The organism is Sulfitobacter sediminilitoris (genome assembly GCF_010667575.1).
Classification (GTDB): domain Bacteria; phylum Pseudomonadota; class Alphaproteobacteria; order Rhodobacterales; family Rhodobacteraceae; genus Sulfitobacter; species Sulfitobacter sediminilitoris.
In genome coordinates, this window is the sequence record NZ_JAABNT010000008.1 from 54,296 (window position 1) to 79,472 (window position 25,177).

Genomic DNA, 25,177 nt, shown 5'->3' on the forward strand with positions numbered 1-25,177 from the left:
AAATGACCAAGACAAGGGTTGCCGTCGATGTAGGCGGCACATTCACCGATGTGTGCATCATGGACGAAGACACAGGTGAAATCCGTATCGAAAAGACCCCTTCGACCCCTGATGATCCAATGCGGGCGATTTTGACCGGGGTCACGGAGGCCGATATCGATCTGGCAGATGTGACGATGTTTTCGCACGGCACCACGGTGGCGACGAACGCATTGATCACACGCAGGCTGCCGCGCACCGCGATGGTCTGCACCGAGGGATTTCGCGATGTTGTCGAAATCCGCCGATCGAACAAGGAAGACCTCTGGGATACCTACAAGGACGTCGCCAAACCCTATATCCCGCGCCGTGACCGGCTTACGGTGACCGAACGCATAGATGCGGCAGGCAAGGTATTGCAGGAACTGGACGAGGATCAGGCGCGCAAGGTTGCCGAAATCCTAAAAAAGCGTGGCGTTCAGGCGATTGCCGTTTGTTTCATCAATTCCTACGTCAACGGCCAGAATGAACGGCGCATGAAAGAGATCCTCCAAGAGGTCATGCCGGATGTGCACATTTCCATTTCGTGCCAGATCATGCCGGAAATCTTCGAGCATGAGCGATTTTCAACAACGATGGTGAATGCCGCTGTGTCGCCGGTGGTGGTTGATTACGTATCGCGCCTCAGTGACAAGCTGTCGGACGGGGGGTATTCGCGCGATCTGCTGCTTCTTCATTCAGGCGGTGGTGTCATGACACCTGCCAGCGTCAAGGATTTCGCGGCGCGTCTGGCAGGATCGGGCATTGCAGCTGGTGCCATCGCCAGCCGTTTCATCGGCAACCTGTGCGGTTATGAGAATTCAATCGGCTTCGACATGGGCGGCACCAGCACGGATGTTTCCTTGGCCTATCAGGGCGAATCGACCGTTACGAAAGACTGGTACATTGAATTTGGTTACCCGATCCGGTTTCCCAGCATTGAGGTGCTGACTATCGGAGCCGGCGGCGGATCGCTGGCATGGAAGGACGAGGGCGGCAGTCTGCGCAACGGACCACAGTCTGCGGGTGCCAACCCCGGACCCGCCTGCTACTCGAACGGAAACGAGGTGGCCACGAACAGCGATGCAAATGTGGTCTTGGGACGTTTGGGTACCAGCCTTGCCGGGGGGGATATCCAGCTTGATGCAGCATTGGCCGAAAAGGCGGTGCGGGACACGGTGGCTGAACCATTCGGGATGGAACTGCGCGCTGCGGCCGAAGCCATCATCGACGTGGCCAATGCCAATATGGCCAACGCGGTGCGCCTGCTGTCCATTGCTCGGGGATATGATCCGCGTGACTTTGCACTGGTTGCTTTTGGCGGGGCAGGGGCGTTGCATGGGGCTGCGGTGGCCAAGGAGCTTTCGATCCCGGTTGTCATTGTGCCACCAAACCCCGGCGTGACTTCGGCCATGGGCTGTCTGCTGGTCGACATTCAACACGATTTCTCGGACAGCTTTATGGCAGATGCTGCCTCGACCAAGCCCGAAGACCTTGAGGCTGCGTTCAGAAAGATCGAGGAAGAGGCCATTGCCCGCTTGCGACACGAGGGTGTGGCACCGGAAAATACCGTGCTCCAGCGCACGGTCGAGATGATGTATCAAGGTCAGTGGCGCTCGCTTGCGGTGCCAGCCCCGGCCAAGATCACCAGCACAAGCGACCTGATCGAAGGTTTCCACAACCAGCATGAGCGTGAATACAATTTCCGCCGTGAGGACGCCCCGGTCAGCGTGTTCCGGGTTGGCGTGAAGGCGACCGGTGTTGTGCCCAAGGCCGAACTGCCCTCGCACCAGGTCGTTGTGCACAGGCCCGAACCCACAGGCCAGCGCGACGTGTGGTTCAATGGCAAGGCAAACACGTCTGATGTCTACGATCGCGCCCTTTTCAAGGCTGGGGCCGAATTCACAGGTCCGGCGATTGTCGAACAGGTGGATTCAACCGTTCTGGTCCCACCGAACGCGACCGCTGCCGTCGATCAATTTATGAACATTCTTATCCGCGTGAAGGATTGAGCCGTGAACACTACAACACCACAGGAACTGGACCCGGTCACATTCGAGGTTCTCAAAAATTCATTCATCACGTCGGTCGACCAGATGGCCGAGCAGATGCTGCGGACATGTTATTCCTTTGTGATCTACAACCGTGATTTTTCCAACGCCCTGCATGACGCCGACGGCAATTGCGTGGCCCAGGGTAACGCGGATATCGCGGTCCACGTCGGCACATTGCATTACACTTGCAAGGACGTGATCCGGGCCTTTGAAGGCGATATGTATCCCGGTGACGTCTATGCGATAAATGACCCTTATGCCGGTGGCACCCACTTCAGCGACGTGCGATTGATCCGACCCATCTTTGATGAGGAAACGCTCATCGGCTTTTCCCAGTCAAACGGGCACTGGTCCGATTTGGGCGGCTCTGTGCCCGGATCCTTCAACGTGACGGCCCATGAAATGTTCGGAGAGGCCGTGCGCATCACGCCGATCCGGCTGTTCCACAAGGGCAAGTTCTGCTCGGATGTTGCCAACATGATCGCGGCCAATACCCGTGATCCTGCATCCATCATCGGGGACATTCATTCTCAGGCGCAGGCCACGCAGGTCTCTGAACGCGAACTGCAGAGACTGGTTGGAAAATATGGCCGGGGACAGGTTCTTCAGGGCATGAACGAGGTGCAGGATTACGTCGAACGTGCCGTGCGCCAGCGCATCCTGGAACTGCCTGACGGCACATGGGAGGCAGTGGACTACATCGACCGTGATCCCGGTGCCGGAGAAGGCATGATCCCCATTCACATCAAGATGACAATCAAGGGCGATCAGATCACCTATGATTTCGAAGGGAGTCACCCGACGATTTCGTCAATCTATAACTCCGCGCATGGCGCCACATTCTCAGCCGTCGTTGCGGGGATGAAGACGTTCTTTCCGGACCTCCCACTCAACAGCGGCTTCTACCGGATGGTTGATATCAAAGCGCCGAAAGGCAGTGTCGTCAGCGCTGAGTGGCCGATCGCGGTAACCGGATTTCTGATGCCGTTCGAAAAGATCATGAACGCCATTTTCGAGATGTGGTCCAAGATCATGCCGGAACGTGCCATCGCCTGTGCCTTTAACCTCGAATATCTGCTGGCAGGGGGCAATGACCTGCGCAAGCCCGACAAGCCCATCTACATGTTCTATGAATGGCTGCCCGGCGGTTGGGGTGGGCGCAACGGCAAAGATGGAAGCGACGTAACCACCGCCTGTTTTGGCACAGGCCTGATGTCACAGCCCTCGGAAGGGAACGAGCGGGTCAATCCCACCCGCGCGGATGAGTTCCAGATCAAGCAAGACAGTCCCGGACCGGGCAAATGGCGCGGCGGCGCCGGTGTTATCAAGGCATCAACGCTGCTGGAGGCGGAGAATACCGTTATCTCTTATATCTGTGACCGCGAAAGGGCCGTAGTATGGGGCATCGAGGGCGGCTTGCCTTCCATGCCGCACGGGCTGATGATCGAACATTGCGACACGGGGGAAGAGAAATGGCTTGGCTCTGTTTTTTCCAACTACAAAATCAAAAGCGGGGATCGCTTCACCCGTCCGACTGCGGGCGGTGGTGGATTTGGCGACCCGCTTGAGCGGGACGTAGATCAGGTCAAGGAAGATGTCATAGACGAATACGTCTCGGTTGAGCGGGCCAAGACGGACTATGGCGTGGTCATCAACGTGATTGACCGCGACATGCTGGAATATGAGGTGGACCATGACGCGACTGAAAAGGCACGCGCAGAGATACGTGCAAACCGTGTTGCATGGGCGCGGATGGACCCCGAAAATGTCGCGCAGATGTTCAAGGATGGCCAGATCAACGAAATGGACGCAGTGCGGCGGTATGCCGTCATCCTAGATTGGGGCACGGGCGATCTGATGCCAAAATCAACGGAGCAATTCCGCGAAAGCTTTGAGCGGCGCTCGGTCGCGCATTGGAATTGATGCTTATGAACAAGAGCCTGCCCCGAACACAAAGCGGGACAGGCGAATGGTTACGCGAATTCTTCGGGGCGCGCGGTGCCCATCTGGGGCGTCCCGAAAAGACTGCGGAAGTAACTTCGAAAGGCGGTCATCTCAGGTGTAAAACTTTCATCGCGCCGCCAGACAAGTCCCACGTCCATGGCAGGCACATCATCAATGATCTCTGTTGTCTCAAGCCGCCGTCCTTCCAGCGACCAGGGGCGATAAACCATGTCGGACAGGATTGACACACCCTGACCATTGGCCACCATTGACCGCACGGCCTCAATCGACGACGTGCGCATGATGACCTGCGGCTCCATGCGGCACCGCGCCCAATACCGCTGCGAGGTATGGGCAGCCTCGTCTACGGTGAGCATCACATAGGGCTCACGCGATATCTCCTCCAGCGTGACCTTTTCGCGTGACAAAAGGTGATGGCGCGAAGGAAGCCAGAGACGTCGGGGAGAGCGGATCAGGGTTTCGGTCGAAATCTCAGGATTGGTAATATTCGACGTCAGCGCCACACCGATATCAATCTGGCCAGATACCAACGCGTCCTCAAGCGCTGTTCGAGACATTTCACGCAAATTCAGCTTTATGTCCGGGAGTGTTCGGGCCAGCCGATCCAGGTGCACAGGAAGGAAGTACCCCATGACCGTATATGACGCGGCCAGATCCAGTGTCCCCTTCAGCGCGACGGCCTCGCTGGTCTGAAGAGAATCCTCGACCTTGGCAATGACGTCATAGCCGGACGCAAGAAATCTTCGTCCCGCCTCTGTCAGCGTCATGCCGAGGGAGGACCGCTGAAAAAGACGCACGCCCAGAACAGCCTCCAGTTCACGGATCGCAGCCGTTACGGCCGATTGCGAAACCGAAAGCTCGATTGCGGCCCGACTGACTTGCCCAAGCTCGGCAGTTGCAATGAAATATTTCAGATGCCGCAGGTTGTAAGACATGCTCGGTACTCCTTGAAACGGGAATATCAGAAAAACTGATAGTGACACCACAGAAAAAAGAACTTCTGCGCAAGCATGTTTTGTGGCTACCCTTGGGTAAAGCATTGGTCTGGGGGCCTTGAAGATGTTTCGAACCACTGTCGATCTGAACTGTGATATGGGCGAAGGCTTTGGCCACTGGAGCTACGGTGATGCGCCGGATTCAGCGTTGATGCCGCTTATCAGCTCGGCGAACGTCGCCGCTGGTTTTCACGCAGGTGATCCAAACCAGATGGACGCGGTTGTCGGACTGGCCGCTGAACACGGTGTGGGGCTGGGTGCGCATCCCGGATATTACGATCTGCAGGGGTTTGGGCGACGCACGATCAAGGCAAAGCCCGAAGAGCTGGTGAACGATGTGGTCTACCAAACCGGTGCGCTTCGCGAATTTGGCCGTCGCCACGGCATTGCGCTGCAACATGTGAAACCTCATGGCGCACTTTACATGGATTTTGCGGTGAGTTCCGACATGTCACGCCAGTTGGTCGATACACTGCAGGCCACCGGACCTGACTTGTTTCTTTACTGTATGTCCGTGTCCGAGACGTATCGTATTGCTCGTGAGGTGGGCCAGCCTGTGATCCGTGAATTCTATGCCGATCGCGACTACGACAATTCCGGTTCCATCGTATTTGCGCGCAAGATGCGCAAACTCGACCCCGAAGAGGTGGCGGAAAAATGCGTGCGCGCCTGCGTCGAGGGCAAGGTCAAAACCGTTGATGGTGATGACATTGAGATACCGTTCGAATCCATCTGTTTTCACTCTGATACGCCCGGCGCGCTGGCCATCGGCACCGCCGTACGTGCGCAACTTACGGCGAATGGTGTGACCATCGCCGCACCAAGCCATACTTCCTGAATTCCGATCCATCACTGTCGAAAGGACCTGACCCTTGGCAAAACAAATCCAATCTCCGCTTCCGGGCACCTTCTATCGCAAACCGGCACCTGAAGAGCCAAACTTCATAGAAGACGGCGCAAGCATCGCCGTTGGCGATACTATCGGGCTGGTTGAGGTTATGAAGACCTTCCACGAGGTGAAAGCCGAAACAGCCGGTGACAACGCACGTTTTCAGGCCGAAAACGAAGCGCCTGTGATGGCGGGCGCCGTACTGGTGGAAATGGACTGATCGCATGGACCTGACCGGCAAATCGCTATTTATCGCCAATCGGGGCGAAATAGCGGTCCGCATCAACCGCGCGGCCAAGGCGTTGGGCCTGAGTGTCATTCAGGGTCACTCCGAGGCAGACGCCGATATGCTGGCCGTCCGGATGGCCGATCGTGCTGTTGAACTGGGCCCGCCAGCTGCGAACAAGTCGTATCTTGATGTTGCACGCGTGGTTGCCGTCGCAAAAGAGGCGGGTGCGGATGCTGTACATCCCGGCTACGGGTTCCTTGCAGAAAATGCGTCCTTTGCGGCAGCAGTGGAAGCGGCTGGCATGATCTTTGTCGGACCAACTGCAGATACGATTTCGCGGATGGGTGACAAGGTTGCGGCACGCGAAGCGGCAATTGCCGCCGAAGTGCCGACATCGCCTGGCAGCGATGGGCGGATCGAAGGCGTAGACGAGGGCCTGAAAGTTGCGGCCGCAATCGGGTATCCGCTGATGATCAAGGCGGCGGCAGGCGGCGGCGGCCGTGGTATCCGCGTGGCCGAGAGCGATGACGATTTGCGCCGCCTGATCCCGCAGGCACAAAGCGAGGCAGCCGCAGCTTTTGGCGATGGCGGGCTTTATATCGAACGCATGGTCCGCGATGCGCGCCACATCGAGGTGCAGGTTTTGGGGGACGGCAGTCGCGCCGTGCACCTTTTTGAACGCGAATGCTCTCTGCAACGTCGCCGGCAAAAGGTCTGGGAAGAAGCACCAGCTGCCTGCCTGAGCGATGCCGCCCGCACGCGGGTGTGCGATGCATCCGTACGCATGGCCGAAGCAGTAAATTACCGCGGGGCAGGGACGCTGGAATTCCTCTATGAACCGGAACGCGATGAATTCTACTTTATGGAGATGAATACCCGAATTCAGGTCGAACACCCCGTTACAGAGATGATCACGGGTGTCGATCTGGTACAGGAGATGATCCGCATTGCCTTTGGGGAACCTCTGCGTCTGGCTCAAGACGACGTATCAATGAGTGGTCATTCCATCGAAGTGCGCGTCAACGCGGAAGACCCTTCAAACAACTTCATGCCATTTCCCGGCCTTGTTGGTGCGATGGCGATGCCCGCCAACGCCCGATTTGATACGATGTTGTATGAAGGCTATGCGATTCCGCCGTTCTACGATTCACTTCTGGGTAAACTGATCGTGCACGGGGCAAACCGTGAAGCAGCGATGAACGCTCTTGCGACCGCCCTTGACGAGATCCGTATCGAGGGGCTGAAGACCACTTTGCCGCTGTTTCGCGCGTTGGTGCGCGACGCGGACATCCGGGCTGATAAGGCCACAACATCCTATCTTGAGACGTGGCTGGAAAGCCATGCAATCGACGCCGCCTGAGCGCGGCAGCATATCGCCGGGCTCGACCGTTCGGCAAGGAGGCGCAACATATGAAAACACGGTATTCCTTTGGCGGTGACGAACATATATTTGTCGAGGTTGATGAAGAAATGTCGCTGGACGCTTTCTTCAAGAGCCTTTCGATGACCAATGCAGTCCGTGACAGCAACATTGAGGGCGTAACAGAAATCTGTCCCGCGAACGCGTCGTTCCAGATCAAGTTCGACCCGGACCAGATCCATCCGAACGATATGCTGGCAGAACTGAAAAAGCTCGAAAGCACAGCAGAGGCTGCTGAAAAGCGAATGACGACGCGGATCATCGAAGTCCCGGTGTACTACAATGATCCCTGGACGCATGAGACATTGATGCGTTTTCGCGAACGCCATCAGGACCCCGATGGGACGGACCTTGAATATGCGGCGCGTATCAATGGGTTCGACACGGTCGATCAATTCATCGAAGCGCATCACGCCAATCCATGGTTCGTGTCTATGGTCGGCTTCGTGTCGGGCCTTCCGTTTCTCTATCAACTTGTTGAACGCGAGCGGCAGCTGCAGGTCCCAAAGTATCTGCGTCCTCGCACCGACACGCCAAAATTGACAGTGGGCTATGGTGGCTGTTTTTCCTGCATCTATTCGGTCCGTGGCGCAGGCGGCTACCAGATGTTCGGCATCACACCGATGCCAATCTTCGATCCTGAGCAAAAGACCAGCTATCTCAAGGACTTCATGGTGTTCTTTAAGCCGGGTGACATCGTCAAGTGGAACCCCATCGACCGCACGGAATATGACCGCATTCTGAAAGAAGTTGAGGCAGGAACCTACGAGCCAAAGATTGCAGAGGTCGAATTCGATCTGGATGCGTTCAACAAGGATATCGAGGGCACGAATGCCAAGCTGAAGGAGGCGCTCAATGTCGGTTAAGGTAATAAAACCCGGATTGTTGACAACTGTGCAAGACCTTGGGCGGCCCGGATATTTCCATTTGGGTATCCCAATGGGCGGCGCTATGGATCGCCTGGCGCTGCGTGCGGGCAATATGCTGGTGGGCAACGACGAAGATGCGGCAGCACTTGAGGCTGTGTTCATGGGGCCAGAGCTTGCCTTTGAAGCTGATGCAGTGGTTGCCGTCACTGGCGCCGAGATGCCCATATTCGTCGATGACGAAGAACAGCAGGGCTGGACAGCTTTTGAGATCAAGGCGGGACAGGTGCTGAGCTTTGGTTTTCTCAAGTCCGGCGCACGTGCCTATATCGCAATTTCCGGGGGCATCGACACGCCGCCTGCTTTGGGATCGCGGTCGACTTATGCGATTGGGGCACTGGGTGGTGTTAATGGTCGCGCGATTGCGGCTGAAGACGTTTTGCCATTGGGTCAGGCAGGCACGTCCAAGACCGGAGCGACTGTGCCGCCGGAGTTGCGCCGTGGTCCCGGATCACCTGCGGAACTGCGGGTTTTGCCGGGGTTATACTGGCATCGCATCACGGAGGCCGCGCAAGAACATTTTTTTGAAGACGATTGGACAGTTGCACCTGAAGCTGACCGGATGGGCTACCGCTTCCGCAATGGCCGTCCACTTGAATTTGTCGAACGTGAACAGCCCTTTGGCGCGGGATCGGATCCGTCAAACATTGTCGATGGCTGTTATCCCTATGGCTCTGTTCAGGTGCCCGGTGGGACAGAACCGATCGTTCTGCATCGCGATGCGGTTTCAGGCGGCGGGTACTTTATGATCGGAACGGTGATATCGGCAGATATGGACCTGATCGGACAGCTACAGCCGCATGTGCCGGTGAAGTTCGTCAAGGTCGACATGGACACAGCACTGGACGCGCGGCACGAACGTGCTGCCCAGATCGATGCCATGCGGGCCGCATTACGGTGACCTCTGCGGCGGCCTCCACCTTGGCGGCACCGCCGGTGCACAAGGAACTGGCACCCTTACGGCTGCTTGGGACCTCGGTAACACAGGTAGAGGCCGTCAAGTCCGCCGCCGAAGCGGATCTGGGCATCGCGCTTGATTTTGTAACGCTTGATGGCGCGGCAGCCCAGCGACGTGGTGCGCTACAGCCGCGCAGTTTTGATGTCTATGATCAGTGGTTTCACGATCTTGACCTTGTCTGGCCCACCGGATCGCTGCAGCCAATAGAGATCGCGCGCCTGCACCGTTGGGAGGACATCAACGAGCTGCCCAAAACCGGGCGGCTTGGCCCGGACGCGCGGCGCGCAGCAGGGGGAGACCCCTCGCAACTGCTTTATGTCCAGCTTGATGGCGGGCTAGGCAATACGCCGACACGTCACGTCAGCATGGTGCCTACCGTCCATAATGCAGACGGATTTGCGGTGCTGGGCGATGATACGGCGACCAGTTGGGGGGCGCTGCTTGATCCGGAAAGGGCGGGCCGTGTCATTTTGCAGTCTGATCCGGCGATTGGCGCGCTCGATATCCTCATGGCCCTGCAGGCGAAGGGTCAGATGCGCCCCGCTAATATGGCTGATCTGTCGTTGGAAGAGGTCGACGTGCTTGTCGACCATCTGGCGCAGTACCGGGCAAGCGGCCAATTCCACAGCATCTGGACTGACGAATCCGAAGCAGTCAGCGCCATGCAACAGGGAGAACCGATGATCGGCTCTCTTTGGTGGTCTGGCGCGATCCGGCTCAGGGCGATGGGTGTCCCGGTGCGGATGGTTTCACCGCAAGAGGGATGCAGGGGGTGGTTTGGCGGACTGGCCTTGTCCGTTCATTTGTCTGGCCGTGAATGTGACGCGGCGTATGAATACCTCAATTGGTGGCTGGACGGGGGGCCGGGCGCCATTCTGACCCGCAACGGCGCCTATCTGGCCAATCATTCGGCGGTTCGCACACAGCTCAGCCCTGATGAATGGAATTTCTGGTACGGCGGGCAGCCCGCGCGCGCGCCGATCAGCGATGCCCAAGGAAACGAGGTTTATGCCGCCGGAGAGGCGCGCGAGGGCGGCAGCTATCATGACCGCATGGGCCGTGTTGTCGTCTGGGACACGGTCATGACCGAACACAATTATCTGATGCGCCGTTGGGCGCATGCGTTGGCATCATGAGCGTTGTGGCTTCACGTGGATATCGCTCGCAGGTACTCCGGCAGATCAGGCTGGGGAAAGACCGAAAACGACATCAGCCGCTTGCGCGTGCGCGCGGCAGAGATGTGCAGATGTTCTTCCAGCGCATTACCTGCTGCCTTCCAAGATCCGCGCAACAGGAATTCAAGCACGATGCAGTGTTCTGTCAACGCGGCACCGAAGGGGCGCGTACCCACGGTTTCAGCAAAGACCTTGTTCACGGCCAGTGCAATCTGGCTTTGGTGGATGATCCGAAGCAGATGTGTGTTTGGTGTCTTGGCCAGAAGCGTCACATGCAGATCGTTTTCCAGGAGTTCGATTTGTTCAGGCGGAAGACTGTCACCTTCGGCCATGCTGGCATGTGCGCGTTCAAGCGTGGCGGTAATGTCATCAGGGCGCAGCAACGGTGCACTGTCAATCAACGCCAGGGGCTCAAGTCTGCCCCGGATTGCAAAGTAATGCTCAACGTCCCGCGCCGTAAGCGGTCCTACAACCCAATGCGATCGCAAATCCTTGCGCACCAGCCCGCGATCCTGAAACCGGGACAGCAATTCACGGATGACGGTCCGACTGACGCCGAAATAATCGGCCGCGGCCTGTTCATGAACACGGTATTGGCCAAACGGAAGCGCCTGAACGACAGATGCTTCAAAATCGCGCGCGATACGGTCGGCGGTCATCGGAGGGGGCTGAGTGGCCGAGAGTTGCGACAAACCCAGCATTTCGCGCGTGACCGAGACACGCAGTGGCGCATCGGCGCCCGTGACAACAAAGCCGCGCCCCTCGAAACGTTCCAGCAGCCCGTTCTGCTCAAGCTGATTAAAGGCTTTTCGTACCGGAGTGCGGCTCGTGCCGAAGAGGCGCGCTACCGGATCTTCTGTGACCACCACGCCGGGCTTGAGCAGCCGGGTTTGAATGGCCACAGCTAACTGTTGCTCGATCGCTTCATAGCGAGGGGCCTGACGAATCATAGGCCGGATGTCGTCGGCACGATCTTCAGCCACTTGATTCTCCTGGCATCCGCTGGGGGCACGATGGTGAAAAATGTACTATGTACTCGTAAAGCATTTAATTTCTCGCGAATATGCCCAAAGATCGGTCGTTTTTGGAAATTATATGCACTTTAGGGTTGGAATTGAAATCTATGTTTGACTTTTGTGCACAAAGTGCAATCTTTTTCATGGTGGTTACGTGAATACTCTGGGGGCTGAACAGGAATGATGGAGCTTGAGGGCCTCACAAAGTTTTACGGCGAGACTTGTGCGCTGCGCGGTGTGTCTTTGACCATAGAAGATGACGAATATTTGACGCTTCTGGGACCATCAGGGTCTGGAAAGTCAACATTGCTTCGATTGATCGCCGGGCTTGAGCAACCAGACAGCGGGTCCATCCGTCTGAACGGCGAAGACATAGCCAGTCTGCCACCACACCGGCGCGGACTGGGTATTGTGCAGCAGAACTATGCGTTGTTCCCACATATGACCGTGTTCGAAAATGTTGCCTTTGGTTTGCGCTGGCGCGAAGAAAACCCGGTCACAGAAGAGGCTGAGATAACAAAGCGGGTCGACGCGATGCTTGATCTGGTGGGGCTGTCGGGCTTTGAGAACCGCGGCGTGGGTCAGATATCTGGCGGCCAGAAGCAACGCGTTTCGCTGGCACGTACTTTGGTGACTGAACCGCGTGTATGCCTGCTGGATGAACCGCTGGGTGCGCTGGACGCAAATTTGCGGGAACGCATGACCCTGGAGTTGCGCCGCATCCGCGACACGCTGGGCGTAACCTTCATGCATGTTACAGGCAATGAACATGAGGCCTTGGGCATGGGCGACAGGATGATCGTGCTTGATGGTGGCGCTGCGGTCATGATCGCACCGCCAGAGCAGGTGTTTGACAGGCCGCAGACCGTGCGCGTGGCGCAGGTTCTGAATGCCTATAATATCTTGCAGGGCCGCGTGCATGAGGGGCGTTTTGATCATGCCGGCTCAATGCTGCCGCTTCCGCCCAATTCGGAAGGTGCAATGCATTATGCCATCCGCTTTGACGCGGCGACGCTTGTTCCGCCTGACGATCCAACTGCATTGATCCGCGCGACCTTTATCACCAGCGAATTTACCGGTGGCGGGGTGACGTACTTTTTGCGGGGGCCGGATGGCGTCTTTGAAGTGGAACGCCACCTCAGCCGCGCTGATCCGCAGGTTTATAAGGGGGGGCAAGAGCTTGGGATCAGCTGGGCGGCCACGGACGCTTTGGCGTTTGATTCAGATGGCGAATTGATCGTCAGTAGCAATATGCGGGGGGCGGCGTAATGAGCATGCAGGAAACCACCCAGAAATCAGCCCTTTTAAAGCGCAACAAGAAGTTTGCACTTCTCGCGCCTGGCGTGATCTGGATGATGCTGTTTCTCGTCGTGCCGCTTTGCATGATGATCTATGTCAGCTTCTGGACCCAAACCACATTTTCGATCAGTTCCGATCTGACCCTCAAAAGCTGGAAGACCTTCTTTGCCTCTGAGACCTATTTTGGCGCTTTGATCCGCACCATCCGTCTGTGGCTGATCGTCTTGTTCCTGACTTTCATCATCGGCTATCCCGCAGCGCTGTTTATCGGCCAGTTCGTTCGTAACAAGACAACTCAGACCGTCTTGCTGGTTGCCTGTGTCATCCCGTTCTGGACTTCGTTCCTGATCCGCGTTCTGGCGTGGCGTCCCATGCTGGGCAAGGAGGGTGCGATCAATATCGTCTTGCAGAAATTCGGTCTGATCGATGCACCGATTGAGGTTCTTCTCTTTACCGAACTGTCGGTCGTGATCGGCATGGTCCAAATCTATGTGGTGTTCATGGTCGGACCGATTGCATTCATGCTGGCCCGGATTGATCAGAGCCTGATTGAGGCGGCGCGCGATCTGGGCGCATCCAGCTGGACAATATTCCGCAAGATCATCTTTCCCTTGTCGCTGCCCGGTGTGGTCGTTGGGGCCATTTTTGTCTCTGTCATGGTGCTGGGCGAATTTGCCACCGCCTCGGCCCTGTCCGGCCGCAAGGTCAACCTGTTGGGCAACATCATCGTCACGCAGGTGGGATCGCTCAAGTGGGCCTTTGCTGCGGTGATTGGTGTGGTGCTGACAGCGGTAATGGCGGTCGTAATCACCCTTCTGTTGCGTGTTGTTGATCTGAGGAAAGAGCTATGAACCAGCCAGCTCTGCGCATACTTCTTGCCGTCTATATCGCGATTTTCATCGCCTTCCTTTATGGGCCGTTTCTGGTCATGGGGATCATTAGCTTTCAGCAAGGCCCCGAAGGCGGCCCGCAGTTCCCGATCATCGAATGGTCGACGTTCTGGTACAAGCATGTGCTTGGCCTGGCGCCGCCGACACGGGTTGCCCCTCTGCCGATTGGCGAGGCGCTGACACGGTCGCTGACTTTGGCCTTTGCGACGATGGTTGTCGCTACCGTGCTGGGCACACTGACGGCACAGGCATTCCGCACCCAGTTCAAAGGATCGGGTTTTGTATTTTACCTTGTCGTTCTGGGCATGATGGTGCCGGGCGTTCTTTTGGGTCTTGGAATGTCTCTGGTCGCGAACCAGCTGGGCGTTCAGCGGACGTGGTGGGGCACAGCCTTTGTACTGCACGTGGTGTATACATTCCCTTTCGCCTTTCTGGTGATGCTGGCAATTTTCAACCGCTTTGATCAGCGGGTAGAAGAAGCCGCGTGGGCGTTAGGGGTGACCCCGATGCGGACGTTCCGGAAGGTGACTTTCCCGATCATATTTCCGGGCGTGCTGTCTGCGATGCTGTTCGCATTCACGCTGTCCTATGACGAATTTCCACGCACTTTGTTTACAGGCGGGCCGGACGTGACCATGCCGATTGCGATCTATGGGACATTTTCGGTCGAGATTCACCCAAACCTCTTTGCTTTCGGGGTCCTGACAACGCTGTTCTCTTTCACCTTGCTGACGATTTACGGCGTTCTGATGACGGCCTCTATCCGGCGCTCGCAGGCCAAGGCCTCAGGGATCCAGGAGGACATCGAATGAAACGGCTGTCTCATCATCAGGCGGTTGTTACCGGGGGCGGGGCTGGAATTGGCCGGGCGATTGCGCTGCGACTTGCGGCAGAAGGTGCTAAGGTTGTTGTGAACGATCTTTCCCTGTCCAGTGCCGAGGAGACGGTCGCCGCGATCGCAGCAAAAGGCGGGCAGGCATTGGCCGTGGCCGGAGATGTCTCTGATCCTGATGCTGTCGATATGGCCTATGCAACCTGCGAAACCACGTGGGGACCTGCCACTCTTGCGGTCAATAATGCCGGGATCGTGCTGCAGTCGCGTCTGGCAGACATGAAGATCGAAGACTTTGACCGTATGATCGCCGTGCATCTGCGCGGCTGTTTTCTGTGCTGTCGGCGTACAATTGGTCCGATGCTGGCGGCGGGCTCCGGTTCCATAGTGAACATTGCCTCGCAGCTTGGACAGATAGGCGGCGTCGAGCTGTCGCACTATTCCGCTGCCAAGGCTGGCATCATTGGTCTGACCAAATCGCTGGCGCGGGAAGTGTCAGCCGATGGGGTAAGGGTCAATGCCGTTGCCCCTGGGCCGATCAGCACCGAACTGGTGATGTCACTGTCCGAGGATTGGCGGCGCGCAAAAGAAGCCGAGTTGCCGCTGGGCCACTTTGGCACGCCCGAAGACGTCGCCGCGACAGTGGCGTTTCTCGCCTCAGATGATGCGAAAATCTATGTGGGGCAGACGCTTGGGCCTAATTCGGGGGATGTCATGCTATGAAGACTGTTCTGATCACAGGGGCCGGTATCGGCATTGGCCGCGCCACGGCCAAAATGTTCGGTGCGCAGGGCTGGCGCGTTATCGTTACTGATGTGTTGGCGTCCGAGGGCAACGCAGTGACCGATGAGATCACCGCAGCTGGCGGCACGGCAGAGTTCCACGAACTGGATGTGACATCGACCGAAGCAGCGGAGGCTGTCGTCGGCGCAGTTCAAACGCAATATGGCGCGCTGGACGCATTGATCTGTAATGCGGGGATTGCGCACAAGGTGCCGCTGGCCGAGCTGACAGATGAAAAATGGGATCATACCTTTGAGATAGATCTCAAAGGGATGCTGCGTGTCATCCGCCCGGCCGCAGCAGAAATGAAGAAAGCGGGCGGCGGCGCGATCGTGTGTCTTTCTTCGATTATGGGCGTGGCGTACGGCTGGGATGAACATGTGCACTATTCAGCCGCAAAATCCGGCGTTGTCGGACTGGTGCGCGGGCTTGGCGTTGAACTGGCCCGGAACGGCATTCGCGTAAACGGTGTGGCGCCGGGCTATATCCGCACTGCGCAGGCCCTTTCTACAGAACACAGTCTTGGCCCTGAAGGGCTTGAGAAAGCAGCGGAATTTATCCCCGCTGGACGAGTTGGCGAACCCGAAGACATCGCTGACGTGATCAATTTCCTTGTCTCAGACGCTGCCCGCTATATGACCGGGCAAGTCGTGACCGTAGATGGGGGATTACTCGTCGGGCGCTATTAACCGCGTCCAAAACAGCAACCAAAGAAAACAACTGGGAGACTAAAAATGAAAGACTTTCATCCAAACCGCCGCGAATTTATGGCAGGTGCGGGGGCCTTGGCAGGCTCCAGCGCTTTATTGGGCAGCACGGCACTGGCCGAAGGCCATTTAGCCAATCAGGAACTGCGTACCGTCGGCCTGTCCGTGACCGTTCAGGAGCGCATTTTGAACGACTTCAAGGCGGCATCGGGCGTCGGGTCCGTCTCGGGCAAGGCTGATATCTTCCCCAACACCCAAACAGAACTGCTTTCTGGCTCAACCGCTTACGATGTGTGGGAAACCATCGGCGAACGTTTGCCCGCGATGACCATCACCAACACCATCGCGCCAATCCCAACGGCGGATCTGTCGAACTGGGGCAACATTCGGTCGATCTTCACCGAAACCGACCCGCGCATGGAGCCGAAAGCGCAAATCTCAGGTCAGATCTGGGCGGACGACGCAAAGACGCAGCTTTGGATGGTTCCGACTGTCTTTAACTTTGACAGCATCGGCTACCGGCCTGATCTTGTGAGCGCCGAAGAGGCCAACACATGGACCGCGCTGTTTGACGAGAAGTTCAAGGGCAAGACCGGTTTGAATGTTGATCCGCTGATCGCATTTGGTCAGGCGGTTCTGGCGATGACTGAACTGGGCATGCTGGAAAACGAAAACCCCGGCAATCCGACGATCGAAGAAATCGATGAGGCCGCAAAGTTCCTTGTTGCCAAGAAGAAAGCAGGACAGTTCCGTGCCCTCTGGGGCGACTTTGGCGAACTCGTGAACCTGCTGGCATCGGGCGAAATGATCCTCGCTGACGCATGGCAGCCTGCGGTGATGGCGGTCAAGGCACAAGGTATCGAATGTTCCTACGCGGTGCCAAAGGAAGGCTACCGCGCATGGTCGATCGGCAACTCTCTGATTGCCAATTCGCCGAACGCGGACGCCGTAAAGGCATATTGCGATTACTGGCTGTCTGGCCCGCCCGCGATTACCGTATCCGAGCAAGGCTACTATTCGCCAACGACCAACATCAAGGATGTGATGGATCCGGATAAATACGGCTTCTGGTACGAAGGCAAGCCATGGGTGGGCGCGCCTGATCGCGGGATCAAGGAAGGCGATCTTCGTGATGGCGGCAGCCTCGAAGAGCGTGCCTCCAAGGTCAAGTACTGGCACCAGTGGCCAGACGAGTACGACCATCTGATCATGAAGTGGGACGAGTTCCTTTCCGCGTGATCATCTCAGGGTGAGGGGGTCTCAGGGTCCCTTCACCCGCCACTGACAAAACCGGAATGCACCCTTCGTTTTCCGGAAGAACCATCTGCAATCCAGCACGTCCAGCGTATCCCGCCTCGGTCGCACACCGATGCTGTGCTCTTAAACGGAAATTCGTCATGTCCCAATTCGACCTAGAGCTAGCCAAAATACAAAAAATCTACCCCGGCGGCACACTGGCCGTTGAAGGGTTTGATCTGCGTGTAGAGAAGGGCGAGTTCATCTCTTTTGTCGGCCCTTCAGGATGCGGCAAGACAACAACTTTGCGCATGATTGCAGGCCTTGAAAGCATTACGTCCGGCGATCTTTTGATCCGCGGACGAAACTTCACCAATATTCCTGCCGAACAGCGCCCTACGGCAACGATCTTTCAGAACTACGCCATCTTTCCTCATATGACTGTCTACCAGAACCTCGCTTTCGGGCTTGAGGTGCGCGGACTGCCCGCGAGCGAGATCAAGTCGCGGGTGGACGCCATCATCGATACGCTTGAGCTTGGGGATGTTGCAAGCGCGCGGGAGGCTGCACTGTCAGGCGGACAGAAGCAACGGGTTGCGCTGGCGCGTGGTCTGGTGACGAAACCCGAAATCCTGCTTCTTGATGAGCCTTTGGGCGCACTTGATGCAAACTTGCGCAAGTCCATTCAGGAAGAGCTGAAGATACTACAGCGTGATCTGGGCATCACTTTTGTATTTGTGACCCACGCACAGTCAGAAGCGCTGGCAATGGGTGACCGCGTGGTGGTGATGAATGCTGGCCGGGTTGAGCAGATTTCAGATCCGTTTGAGCTTTACACCAGACCGCAGTCTGGATTTGTCGCGCGCTTCATTGGCCGCAACAAGATCATCTCGGGCCAATTGGCGCAGGTCAGTGACGGGCGTGCACAGGTCCAGACCAACGCAGGCCTTTTGGTTGGGGTGCCGGGCTTTGACACAAGTCAGGCGAGCGTGGATGCCGAAGCGATGGTGGTGACCCCTTCCGAATACGTCGAACTGATGCCGCATGGCAGCGATAAAGGTGACGCTGAAACCAATCTGGTTTCGGGAACCGTGCAAAGCGTCGATCAGGTGGGGCAGGTGGTCTATGTCAACCTGCACGTCGATGATGCGCTTGAAGTACGGCTGGAAACCCACCGCGAAATGATCGCGGACAAAGGCGTTGAACCGGGCACTGTCATGGACATGCGCTGGAAAGCTGAACGGTCAACAGTGGTGCTGGGCGCATGACACCCGCAGCGCTTGCAGATCAGCCCGTCGCTGAAATTGGCCGCACGCTCGCGGCTCAGGGCGGCGGATCTGTGGCACTCACTGAAACTTATCTTGAACGCATCGCCGTACAAGACAGTCCTGTCTTTATCACTGTTACGAAAGCGCGTGCGCTTGCAGAGGCCTCAGCAGCAGACGTGCGTCTGGCGGCGGGGCGGGCGCTTTCGCCCGTTGATGGCGTGCCCTTCGCTTGGAAGGATCTTGTGGACCTCGCGGGTGAGCGTACAACAGCCGCCTCGGCGCTTTACCGGCAGGCCGCGCCAGCACAGGCCGACGCCGCCGTCGTCAGCAATGCCACACGCGCCGGGATGGTCACGCTGGGCAAGCTCAACCTTGCTGAATTTGCGTACTCGGCACTTGGACAGAACCCGCACTTCGGCACGCCCTTCAATCCAAACAGCAAAACCCCTCACGCGCCCGGTGGTTCGTCGTCGGCGTCAGGTGTTGCAGTGGCTGCGGGATTGGCACCGGCGACACTTGGGTCTGACACAGCCGGATCGGTGCGCATCCCGGCATCCTATTGCGGTGTTGTGGGTTTCAAGACCTCAGAGGGCCAGGTGCCCATCACGGATTGCTTTGCGCTGTCACGGACCCAAGATACGCTTGGCCCTTTGGGCCATTCGGTTGAAGACTGCGCCTTGGTCTACAACGCCCTTCGGGGTGCGCCGGGCGTCGCACCTGCGGCGGCTGAGCTTGATCAACTCACAATCATCGTCGCCGATGGTTTTGTGATGTCTGATCTGGATCCTGCTGTCGCCGCCAACTTTGAATCCAGTCTCGAAAGTCTGGCAGCCTTAGGTGTACGCATCCGCCGGACATCTTTGCCAGCACTTGACCGGGCCGCCGAGATGTTCGGGGATATTGGGTCAATCGTCGCTGCGGACGCCTTTTTTGAACATCGGGTCGTGATGGACAGCCCAGCTGCAGACCAGATCGACCAGCGGGTCCGCGCCCGCATCGAGATCGGACGGGGTATGTCTGCGCAGGATCTTGTCGCATTGCAACGCCAGCGCGCACAAGGACAGGCAGAAATCCGTGAGGCTCTTGATGGCGCATTTCTTGCCATGCCGACCACACCCAGTACGGCCCCCGCGCTCGCTGACTTTGAAGGTGACGACGAGGCCTTCAAAAGGCTGAACCTGCGCGCGAACAGAAACACCTCAATCGGCAGTTTCTACGACCTGCCGGGGTTGGCGATCCCGAACGGTCGCGATGAAAGCGGCATGCCGACAAGTTTTCTCATTTCGGCCAGCAGCGGTGGTGACATTGCCCTGCTTAGCGCCGGACGCGCCGCCGAGGCGGCAATTCGAAACGAACAGAACACTTAAACGAAAGGAACTGGCGATGATACGAGTTGGCGTAGACGTGGGCGGTACATTTACCGACATCGTGCTGGAACGCACGCGCGTCGCAGGGGAGGACGACCAGCAGGTGGTGGTGACAAAAGTCCCATCAACACCTCACGATCAGTCAGAAGGCGTGGTCGCCGGAGTCTTGCAGGTCTGCAAGCAGGCAGGCGTCGCACCCGGTGAAATCGATGTGCTGTTCCACGGAACAACAGTTGCCACGAATATGGTAATCGAGCGCAATGGCGCAGAGGTCGGCATGCTGACCACACGCGGTTTCCGGGATATTCTGCACATGGCGCGGCACAAGCGTCCGCACAACTTCTCGCTTCAGTTCGATGTTCCATGGCAGTCAAAGCCATTGGTCAAACGACGCAACCGCCTTCCCATCTCGGAACGTCTGATGCCGCCTACAGGGGAGGTTGATGTGCCAATGGATGAGGGCGAGGTGCGCGAGGCCGCAGAGCTTTTGAAAAAGCGCGGCGTCGATGCGGTGATTGTTGGCTTTCTCTTTTCTTTTCTCAACGACACGCATGAAAAGCGCGCAGTTGAGATCTTGCGCGAGGTGATGCCGGATGCCTTCATCTGTGCATCCTCGGAAGTGGTCAACGTGATCCGCGAATACGAGCGGTTTTCATCCACCGCGATGAACGCCTACATCGGGCCCAAGACGGCACGTTATCTCAACAGTCTTGAAACCCGTCTAAGGGACAACGGTGTTCAGTGCCCGGTTCGTATCATGCAATCGAACGGGGGTATTTCTACCGTCGCTCAGTCTGCGACGCATCCCATTGGCCTTTTGCTGTCTGGCCCTGCGGGCGGTGTGATCGGCGGGCGCTGGACAGGTGGTCACTGCGACACAGGCAACGTGATTACGATTGATATCGGCGGCACCTCGGCTGATATTTCGGTCATTCAGAACGGTGAATTGCGCATCAAGAACCCGCGCGATACCGAGGTCGCGGGTCTTCCTGTGCTGGCCCCGATGATCGACATCGATGCAATTGGTGCCGGTGGCGGATCTATTGCCTATATAGACGAAGGCGGTGCGTTCCGTGTAGGGCCGCGCTCTGCCGGGGCGGTGCCGGGACCGGCATGTTATGGCCAGGGCGGTACAGAGCCAACTGTGACCGATGCGCAGGTTGCGCTGGGGCGGCTTGACCCCGAACGGTTCCTTGGCGGTGATCTGTCCATTGACCGCGGGCTTGCTGAAAAGGCAATCAAGGTACATATCGCTGACCCGCTTGGTATGTCCGTGACCGAAGCGGCACTGGGCATTCTGAAAATCATCAACAACAACATGGCGCTTGCGATCAACGCAAACTCAGTCGCCAAGGGGATCGACCCACGTACGTTTTCACTCATGGGTTTTGGTGGCGCCGGTCCGCTGCATGCAGTGGCACTGGGCGAGATGATACAGGCAGAGGCCGTGATTTCCCCGCTGCAACCGGGGATCACGGCGGCCATGGGTCTTTTGGTGACTGATCTGAAATACGAATACACCCGGTCGGTCTTGCAAACTCTTGATGATGCGGACGACGACGCCCTTGCGCGGATAAATGCAATCGCGGATGAACTGGTCGCAGAGGCAGACGCCCAGCTGGATGCAGACGGCATTCCCGCCGACGCACGCACCTATACCAAGGTGATGGAATGCCGCTATCTGGGGCAAGGCTTTGAACTCAGGGCAGAAATGCCGCACGCAGCCTTGACCGAAGAGAACAAGCACAAGGTAATCGACAGCTTCTTTGATGTACATAAAGAGGCCTATGGCCATGCCTTCCGGGATCAGATCACAGAAGGTGTGACCCTGCGTGTGATTGCGGGGGCTGAAGTAGACCAGTTGCGTCTTTCGAACCTTGATCATGGGGGCCGTGAGGACCCGCATGCAGCGCTGCTGTACACAAATGACACGGTGTTTGACGACGGGCATCCAACCCCGACACCACGGTATGACCGTGAAAAGCTATTGGCCGAAGACCGCGTAAACGGACCGGCGATTATAACACAACACAATTCCACCACCATCGTGCCGCCGGGCTACGTGGCGACCGTTTTGGGCCACGGCGACATCCGCATTACGCGCACTTAAGGGAGGCAGACATGACAAAAGAACTTGATCCAATCACACTTCAGGTTGTCGGTGGGGCGCTTCATTCGATCGCCGAACAGATGGGCAACGTGCTTTACCGGATGAGCTATTCATCCATCATCCGCGAAAGTCAGGACCTTGGCGCAGGGCTTTTCGACACGGAATTCAACACCCTGTGCGAGTCAGATTCAACGCCGATGCATATCGGATCCTTGCCCGGGTACCTGCGCGGCATCGAACAGACCGTCAAATTGGAAGACTGGAAGCCCGGCGACTGCGTGATCCATAACCACCCCTATAAAGGGGCGTCACATTCGCCCGACATCGCCATCGTCATGCCTGTCTTCGTAAACGATGAGCTGGTCGGATTTTCGGCCAATACCGCCCACCACGTAGATATCGGTGCGGCAACGCCGGGTCTGATCATTGACGTACCAGACGTCTGGGCCGAAGGCATGCTGCTGGACGGCGTAAAACTTTATAACGAGGGCGTCCGCAACGAAGATCTGTGGAAATACATCCGCGACAACACCCGTGTGCCGGGCCTTGTGATGGGCGATCTCGAAGCTCAGATTGCCTCGGCCGAACTGGGGGTGCGGCGGTTTGAAGAGCTGATTGCAAAATACGGCAAGGACACGGTGATTCAGGCCACCAAGCAGCTGATGGACTACACAGAACGCCGGATGCGTGCCGAGATCGAAAAGATTCCCGATGGCGAATATTTTGCTGAGGGTTTCTTGGATGATGACGGTCGCAACCGCGATGTGACGCTTCCCATCAAGGTTTGCGTGCGCATCAAGGGTGATAGCGTTGAGATCGACCTCACAGGGTCTTCGCCGCAGGTGCCGACGGCCTTCAATGTGCCATTCGACGGCTCAACCATGGTCGCTGCGTTCTTTGTGTTTCGGGCGATGCTTCTGGATACCTATACGTCAACAGATGACATTCCGGCCAACGAAGGGTCGTTCCGCCCGATCAGCGTCATCGCACCAAAAGGCAGTATTTTCAACCCGATAGCCCCCGCCGCTGCCGAGGCCCGGTTCTGCCAGATTCAACGCATGGCCGATCTGGTGATCAAGGCGCTTGCCCCCGTGATCCCGGAAAAGGCGACCGCAGGGAACGCCGCCACACTCTCCTTTGCGGCGTACTCCGGTGTCAGGCCCAATGGGGAATACTGGGTTTTCCTTGAGGTGAACGAAGCCGCGATGGGAGGACGCCCGATGTCGGACGGCCCAGACACGGTGGAAGAGCTGATGCGCAACACCCGCAACAATCCGCTTGAGGATCTGGGCATGCACCTGCCGCTGATATGTGACCGCTATGAGGTGCGCGACGATGTACCACCCGGCGCGGGTAAGTTTCGTGGTGGATCCGGCGTGGTCAAATCACAGCGGTATCTGACGCCGGGCTTCATGACCCATGAAAGCGACCGCCACCTTGATGCACCGTGGGGTGTTTTCGGGGGCAAGGAGGGTGCTGTTGGAAAAATGGAAATCCACAACATCCACTCCGGTGAAACCCGGCAGGAATACTCAAAATTCTCAGGGCTCCGCACAGAAATCGGCGATGTTGTCAGCTACTTTTCGCCCTGCGGTGGCGGTTATGGCGACCCGCTTGAGCGCGATCCTGAGAAGGTTCTCGACGACGTCCTTGACGGTTTCATCAACCCCGACCACGCGCGCAACGATTACGGCGTCGTGCTGACCGAAGTGGATGATGGCTATGGCTGGGCGCTTGATCCTGCCGCAACAGAGGCACTGCGTGGCGAAATGCGGGCCTGATAAACAAAGCAATGCGCCCGGTAACGGGCGCAACAGGCACTGATCTGAACGGGGGTGTACATGGCTGATATTGAAGATCTGGATGCAATACTGCAGCAGGCCTTTGACGAAAGTTCCCGCATCTACAAGGAGCGCGGGTTCCAGCGAAGGATCGGTTTCGGAAAGAAGCCTGCGTTGGTTTCAGTCGACCTTGCCAATGCATGGACCCGACCAGGTAATCCCTTCACCTGCGAAGGGGTGGACGACCGGATCATCCCTTCCATGCAAGCCTTGCTGAAGGCCTGTCGTGAAAACGGGCATCCGGTGGTGCATGTTACGACGGCCTATCAGATCACTGATCGCGACAGCCCCAATACCGATATGGGGCTCTGGCATGAAAAAATCCCAGTCGAAGCCGTCAATCTGAAAGACGAACACCTGTGGGCGATCGATAGCCGCATCGCCCCTGTCGAGGGCGAATGGGTGATGATGAAGAAGCGCGCGTCCAGTTTTTCGGGCACACCACTTGCCGGATATCTGCGCGCTTTGGGCGTTGATACGATCCTTGTCACGGGGGTGACGGCGACAGCCTGTGTGCGCACGACGATCTGCGATGGTCTGGCCGAAGGGTTCCGCACCATTGCAGTGAAAGAAGCGATCGGTGACCGCGTGCCCGGTGCCGTTGCATGGAACCTGTTTGATATCGACGCAAAGTTTGCCGACGTTGAAACGACCGCCACCTGCGTGGATTATCTTGAGACAGTCAACCGGCGAAACGAGGGCTGAGGTGGCTGCTGCGGGTCATTCCGAGTTGCGGCAATGACTTGGCTTTGGCCGATGATGGTTGCTGTGCTCATTGGTTGTGCTTTGTCCGTTCAGCCGGTCATCAACAGCGTGACAGCGGGCATATTTAACTCTGTTTTCGCGGCGGCAACGTTCTCGCTGCTGCTGTCGGCGGTCACGGTGTTTGGGCTGTGGTGGTTTTCCGGAGCACCCACGCGTCCTGCGCAGCTGTTTGATCTGCCATGGTGGGCCGTGTTGGGAGGCCTGATCGGTGCGGTCTTTGTGTCGGGCGGTGCGATGCTTGTTCCGGTGATGGGGGCAGCCGCTTTTTTCGTGTGCCTCATTGCGGGGCAATTGGTCGGATCGGTCCTTGCGGACATGTTTGGGGCCTTCGGGTTAGAACCGCGGGCGCTTTCCGTCCGCAAACTGGCGGGCGTTGCGCTCGCTTTTGCAGGAGTGGTGCTGGTGCGCTGGGGCTGACCCAGCATTGCCGGTTT

General features: G+C 57.5%; 22 protein-coding genes. 20 read left to right on the forward strand and 2 right to left on the reverse strand.

Annotation, left to right across the window (positions count from 1 at the left end; genetic code table 11):
- Positions 1-2: 2 nt before the first annotated feature.
- Entirely contained in the window at positions 3-2,030 is a 2,028-nt protein-coding gene (locus tag GV827_RS13620) for a hydantoinase/oxoprolinase family protein (protein ID WP_164354367.1), read from the forward strand.
- A 3-nt stretch (positions 2,031-2,033) separates the two neighbouring features.
- Positions 2,034-3,995 (forward strand): hydantoinase B/oxoprolinase family protein, encoded by a 1,962-nt coding sequence (locus tag GV827_RS13625; RefSeq protein WP_164354368.1) that lies wholly within the window; start codon positions 2,034-2,036, stop codon positions 3,993-3,995.
- Between the two features lie 50 nt (positions 3,996-4,045).
- On the opposite strand, the gene GV827_RS13630 is transcribed toward GV827_RS13625, so the two are convergent.
- Positions 4,046-4,972 carry a LysR family transcriptional regulator gene (locus GV827_RS13630; protein WP_164354369.1) on the reverse strand — a complete coding sequence of 309 codons (927 nt, stop codon included), beginning with the start codon at positions 4,970-4,972 and terminating at the stop codon, positions 4,046-4,048.
- Positions 4,973-5,096: 124 nt separating this feature from the next.
- Between GV827_RS13630 and pxpA the strand changes: the two genes are divergently transcribed.
- The 6 genes from pxpA to GV827_RS13660 are packed head-to-tail and all read left to right on the forward strand — an operon-like array spanning position 5,097 to position 10,590.
- Positions 5,097-5,870, forward strand: coding sequence for a 5-oxoprolinase subunit PxpA (gene pxpA / locus GV827_RS13635; protein ID WP_164354370.1), 774 nt, complete (start codon positions 5,097-5,099; stop codon positions 5,868-5,870).
- Between the two features lie 34 nt (positions 5,871-5,904).
- Positions 5,905-6,141: an acetyl-CoA carboxylase gene (locus GV827_RS13640; protein ID WP_164354371.1), complete on the forward strand. Its 237-nt coding sequence runs from the start codon at positions 5,905-5,907 to the stop codon at positions 6,139-6,141.
- Positions 6,142-6,145: 4 nt separating this feature from the next.
- Positions 6,146-7,510, forward strand: a complete 1,365-nt coding sequence (locus GV827_RS13645) for an acetyl-CoA carboxylase biotin carboxylase subunit (RefSeq protein WP_386332761.1) — start codon at positions 6,146-6,148, stop codon at positions 7,508-7,510.
- 50 nt (positions 7,511-7,560) lie between these two features.
- Positions 7,561-8,436 carry a 5-oxoprolinase subunit B family protein gene (locus GV827_RS13650; RefSeq protein WP_164354372.1) on the forward strand — a complete coding sequence of 292 codons (876 nt, stop codon included), beginning with the start codon at positions 7,561-7,563 and terminating at the stop codon, positions 8,434-8,436.
- On the forward strand, positions 8,426-9,397 hold the full coding sequence (locus GV827_RS13655) for a 5-oxoprolinase subunit C family protein (protein ID WP_164354373.1): 972 nt from the start codon (positions 8,426-8,428) through the stop codon (positions 9,395-9,397). Before GV827_RS13650 ends, GV827_RS13655 begins: the two co-directional genes overlap by 11 nt.
- The gene (locus tag GV827_RS13660; RefSeq protein ID WP_328823153.1) at positions 9,394-10,590 is read left to right on the forward strand and encodes an ABC transporter substrate-binding protein; all 1,197 of its coding nucleotides are present in this window, start codon (positions 9,394-9,396) and stop codon (positions 10,588-10,590) included. The genes GV827_RS13655 and GV827_RS13660 overlap by 4 nt, the downstream gene beginning before the upstream one ends.
- An 11-nt stretch (positions 10,591-10,601) precedes the next feature.
- Here the strand turns inward: GV827_RS13660 and GV827_RS13665 are convergent, their stop codons facing one another.
- The gene (locus GV827_RS13665; RefSeq protein ID WP_164354374.1) at positions 10,602-11,612 is read right to left on the reverse strand and encodes a GntR family transcriptional regulator; all 1,011 of its coding nucleotides are present in this window, start codon (positions 11,610-11,612) and stop codon (positions 10,602-10,604) included.
- A gap of 213 nt (positions 11,613-11,825) precedes the next feature.
- Here GV827_RS13665 and GV827_RS13670 point away from each other — a divergent pair, with 213 nt between their 5' ends.
- The 12 genes from GV827_RS13670 (at position 11,826) to GV827_RS13725 (ending at position 25,160) form a co-directional block, all read left to right on the forward strand.
- Entirely contained in the window at positions 11,826-12,914 is a 1,089-nt protein-coding gene (locus GV827_RS13670) for an ABC transporter ATP-binding protein (RefSeq protein WP_164354375.1), read from the forward strand.
- A complete protein-coding gene (locus GV827_RS13675; RefSeq protein WP_164354376.1) occupies positions 12,914-13,795 on the forward strand; it encodes an ABC transporter permease in 882 nt (293 codons plus the stop codon). The genes GV827_RS13670 and GV827_RS13675 overlap by 1 nt, the downstream gene beginning before the upstream one ends.
- Positions 13,792-14,646, forward strand: coding sequence for an ABC transporter permease (locus GV827_RS13680; RefSeq protein WP_164354377.1), 855 nt, complete (start codon positions 13,792-13,794; stop codon positions 14,644-14,646). Before GV827_RS13675 ends, GV827_RS13680 begins: the two co-directional genes overlap by 4 nt.
- A complete protein-coding gene (locus GV827_RS13685) occupies positions 14,643-15,389 on the forward strand; it encodes an SDR family NAD(P)-dependent oxidoreductase (protein WP_164354378.1) in 747 nt (248 codons plus the stop codon). The genes GV827_RS13680 and GV827_RS13685 overlap by 4 nt, the downstream gene beginning before the upstream one ends.
- Positions 15,386-16,138 (forward strand): SDR family NAD(P)-dependent oxidoreductase, encoded by a 753-nt coding sequence (locus GV827_RS13690; RefSeq protein WP_164354379.1) that lies wholly within the window; start codon positions 15,386-15,388, stop codon positions 16,136-16,138. The genes GV827_RS13685 and GV827_RS13690 overlap by 4 nt, the downstream gene beginning before the upstream one ends.
- 45 nt (positions 16,139-16,183) lie before the next feature.
- A complete protein-coding gene (locus tag GV827_RS13695) occupies positions 16,184-17,395 on the forward strand; it encodes an ABC transporter substrate-binding protein (protein ID WP_164354380.1) in 1,212 nt (403 codons plus the stop codon).
- Positions 17,396-17,553: 158 nt separating this feature from the next.
- Entirely contained in the window at positions 17,554-18,660 is a 1,107-nt protein-coding gene (locus GV827_RS13700; RefSeq protein ID WP_164354381.1) for an ABC transporter ATP-binding protein, read from the forward strand.
- Positions 18,657-20,027 carry an amidase family protein gene (locus GV827_RS13705; protein ID WP_164354382.1) on the forward strand — a complete coding sequence of 457 codons (1,371 nt, stop codon included), beginning with the start codon at positions 18,657-18,659 and terminating at the stop codon, positions 20,025-20,027. The genes GV827_RS13700 and GV827_RS13705 overlap by 4 nt, the downstream gene beginning before the upstream one ends.
- Before the next feature lie 16 nt (positions 20,028-20,043).
- The gene (locus GV827_RS13710) at positions 20,044-22,137 is read left to right on the forward strand and encodes a hydantoinase/oxoprolinase family protein (RefSeq protein WP_164354383.1); all 2,094 of its coding nucleotides are present in this window, start codon (positions 20,044-20,046) and stop codon (positions 22,135-22,137) included.
- 11 nt (positions 22,138-22,148) lie between these two features.
- Positions 22,149-23,918 (forward strand): hydantoinase B/oxoprolinase family protein, encoded by a 1,770-nt coding sequence (locus GV827_RS13715; protein WP_164354384.1) that lies wholly within the window; start codon positions 22,149-22,151, stop codon positions 23,916-23,918.
- A gap of 60 nt (positions 23,919-23,978) precedes the next feature.
- Positions 23,979-24,683 (forward strand): isochorismatase family protein, encoded by a 705-nt coding sequence (locus tag GV827_RS13720; RefSeq protein WP_164354385.1) that lies wholly within the window; start codon positions 23,979-23,981, stop codon positions 24,681-24,683.
- A 33-nt stretch (positions 24,684-24,716) separates the two neighbouring features.
- Positions 24,717-25,160 carry a DMT family transporter gene (locus tag GV827_RS13725; RefSeq protein WP_164354386.1) on the forward strand — a complete coding sequence of 148 codons (444 nt, stop codon included), beginning with the start codon at positions 24,717-24,719 and terminating at the stop codon, positions 25,158-25,160.
- Positions 25,161-25,177 lie beyond the last annotated feature (17 nt).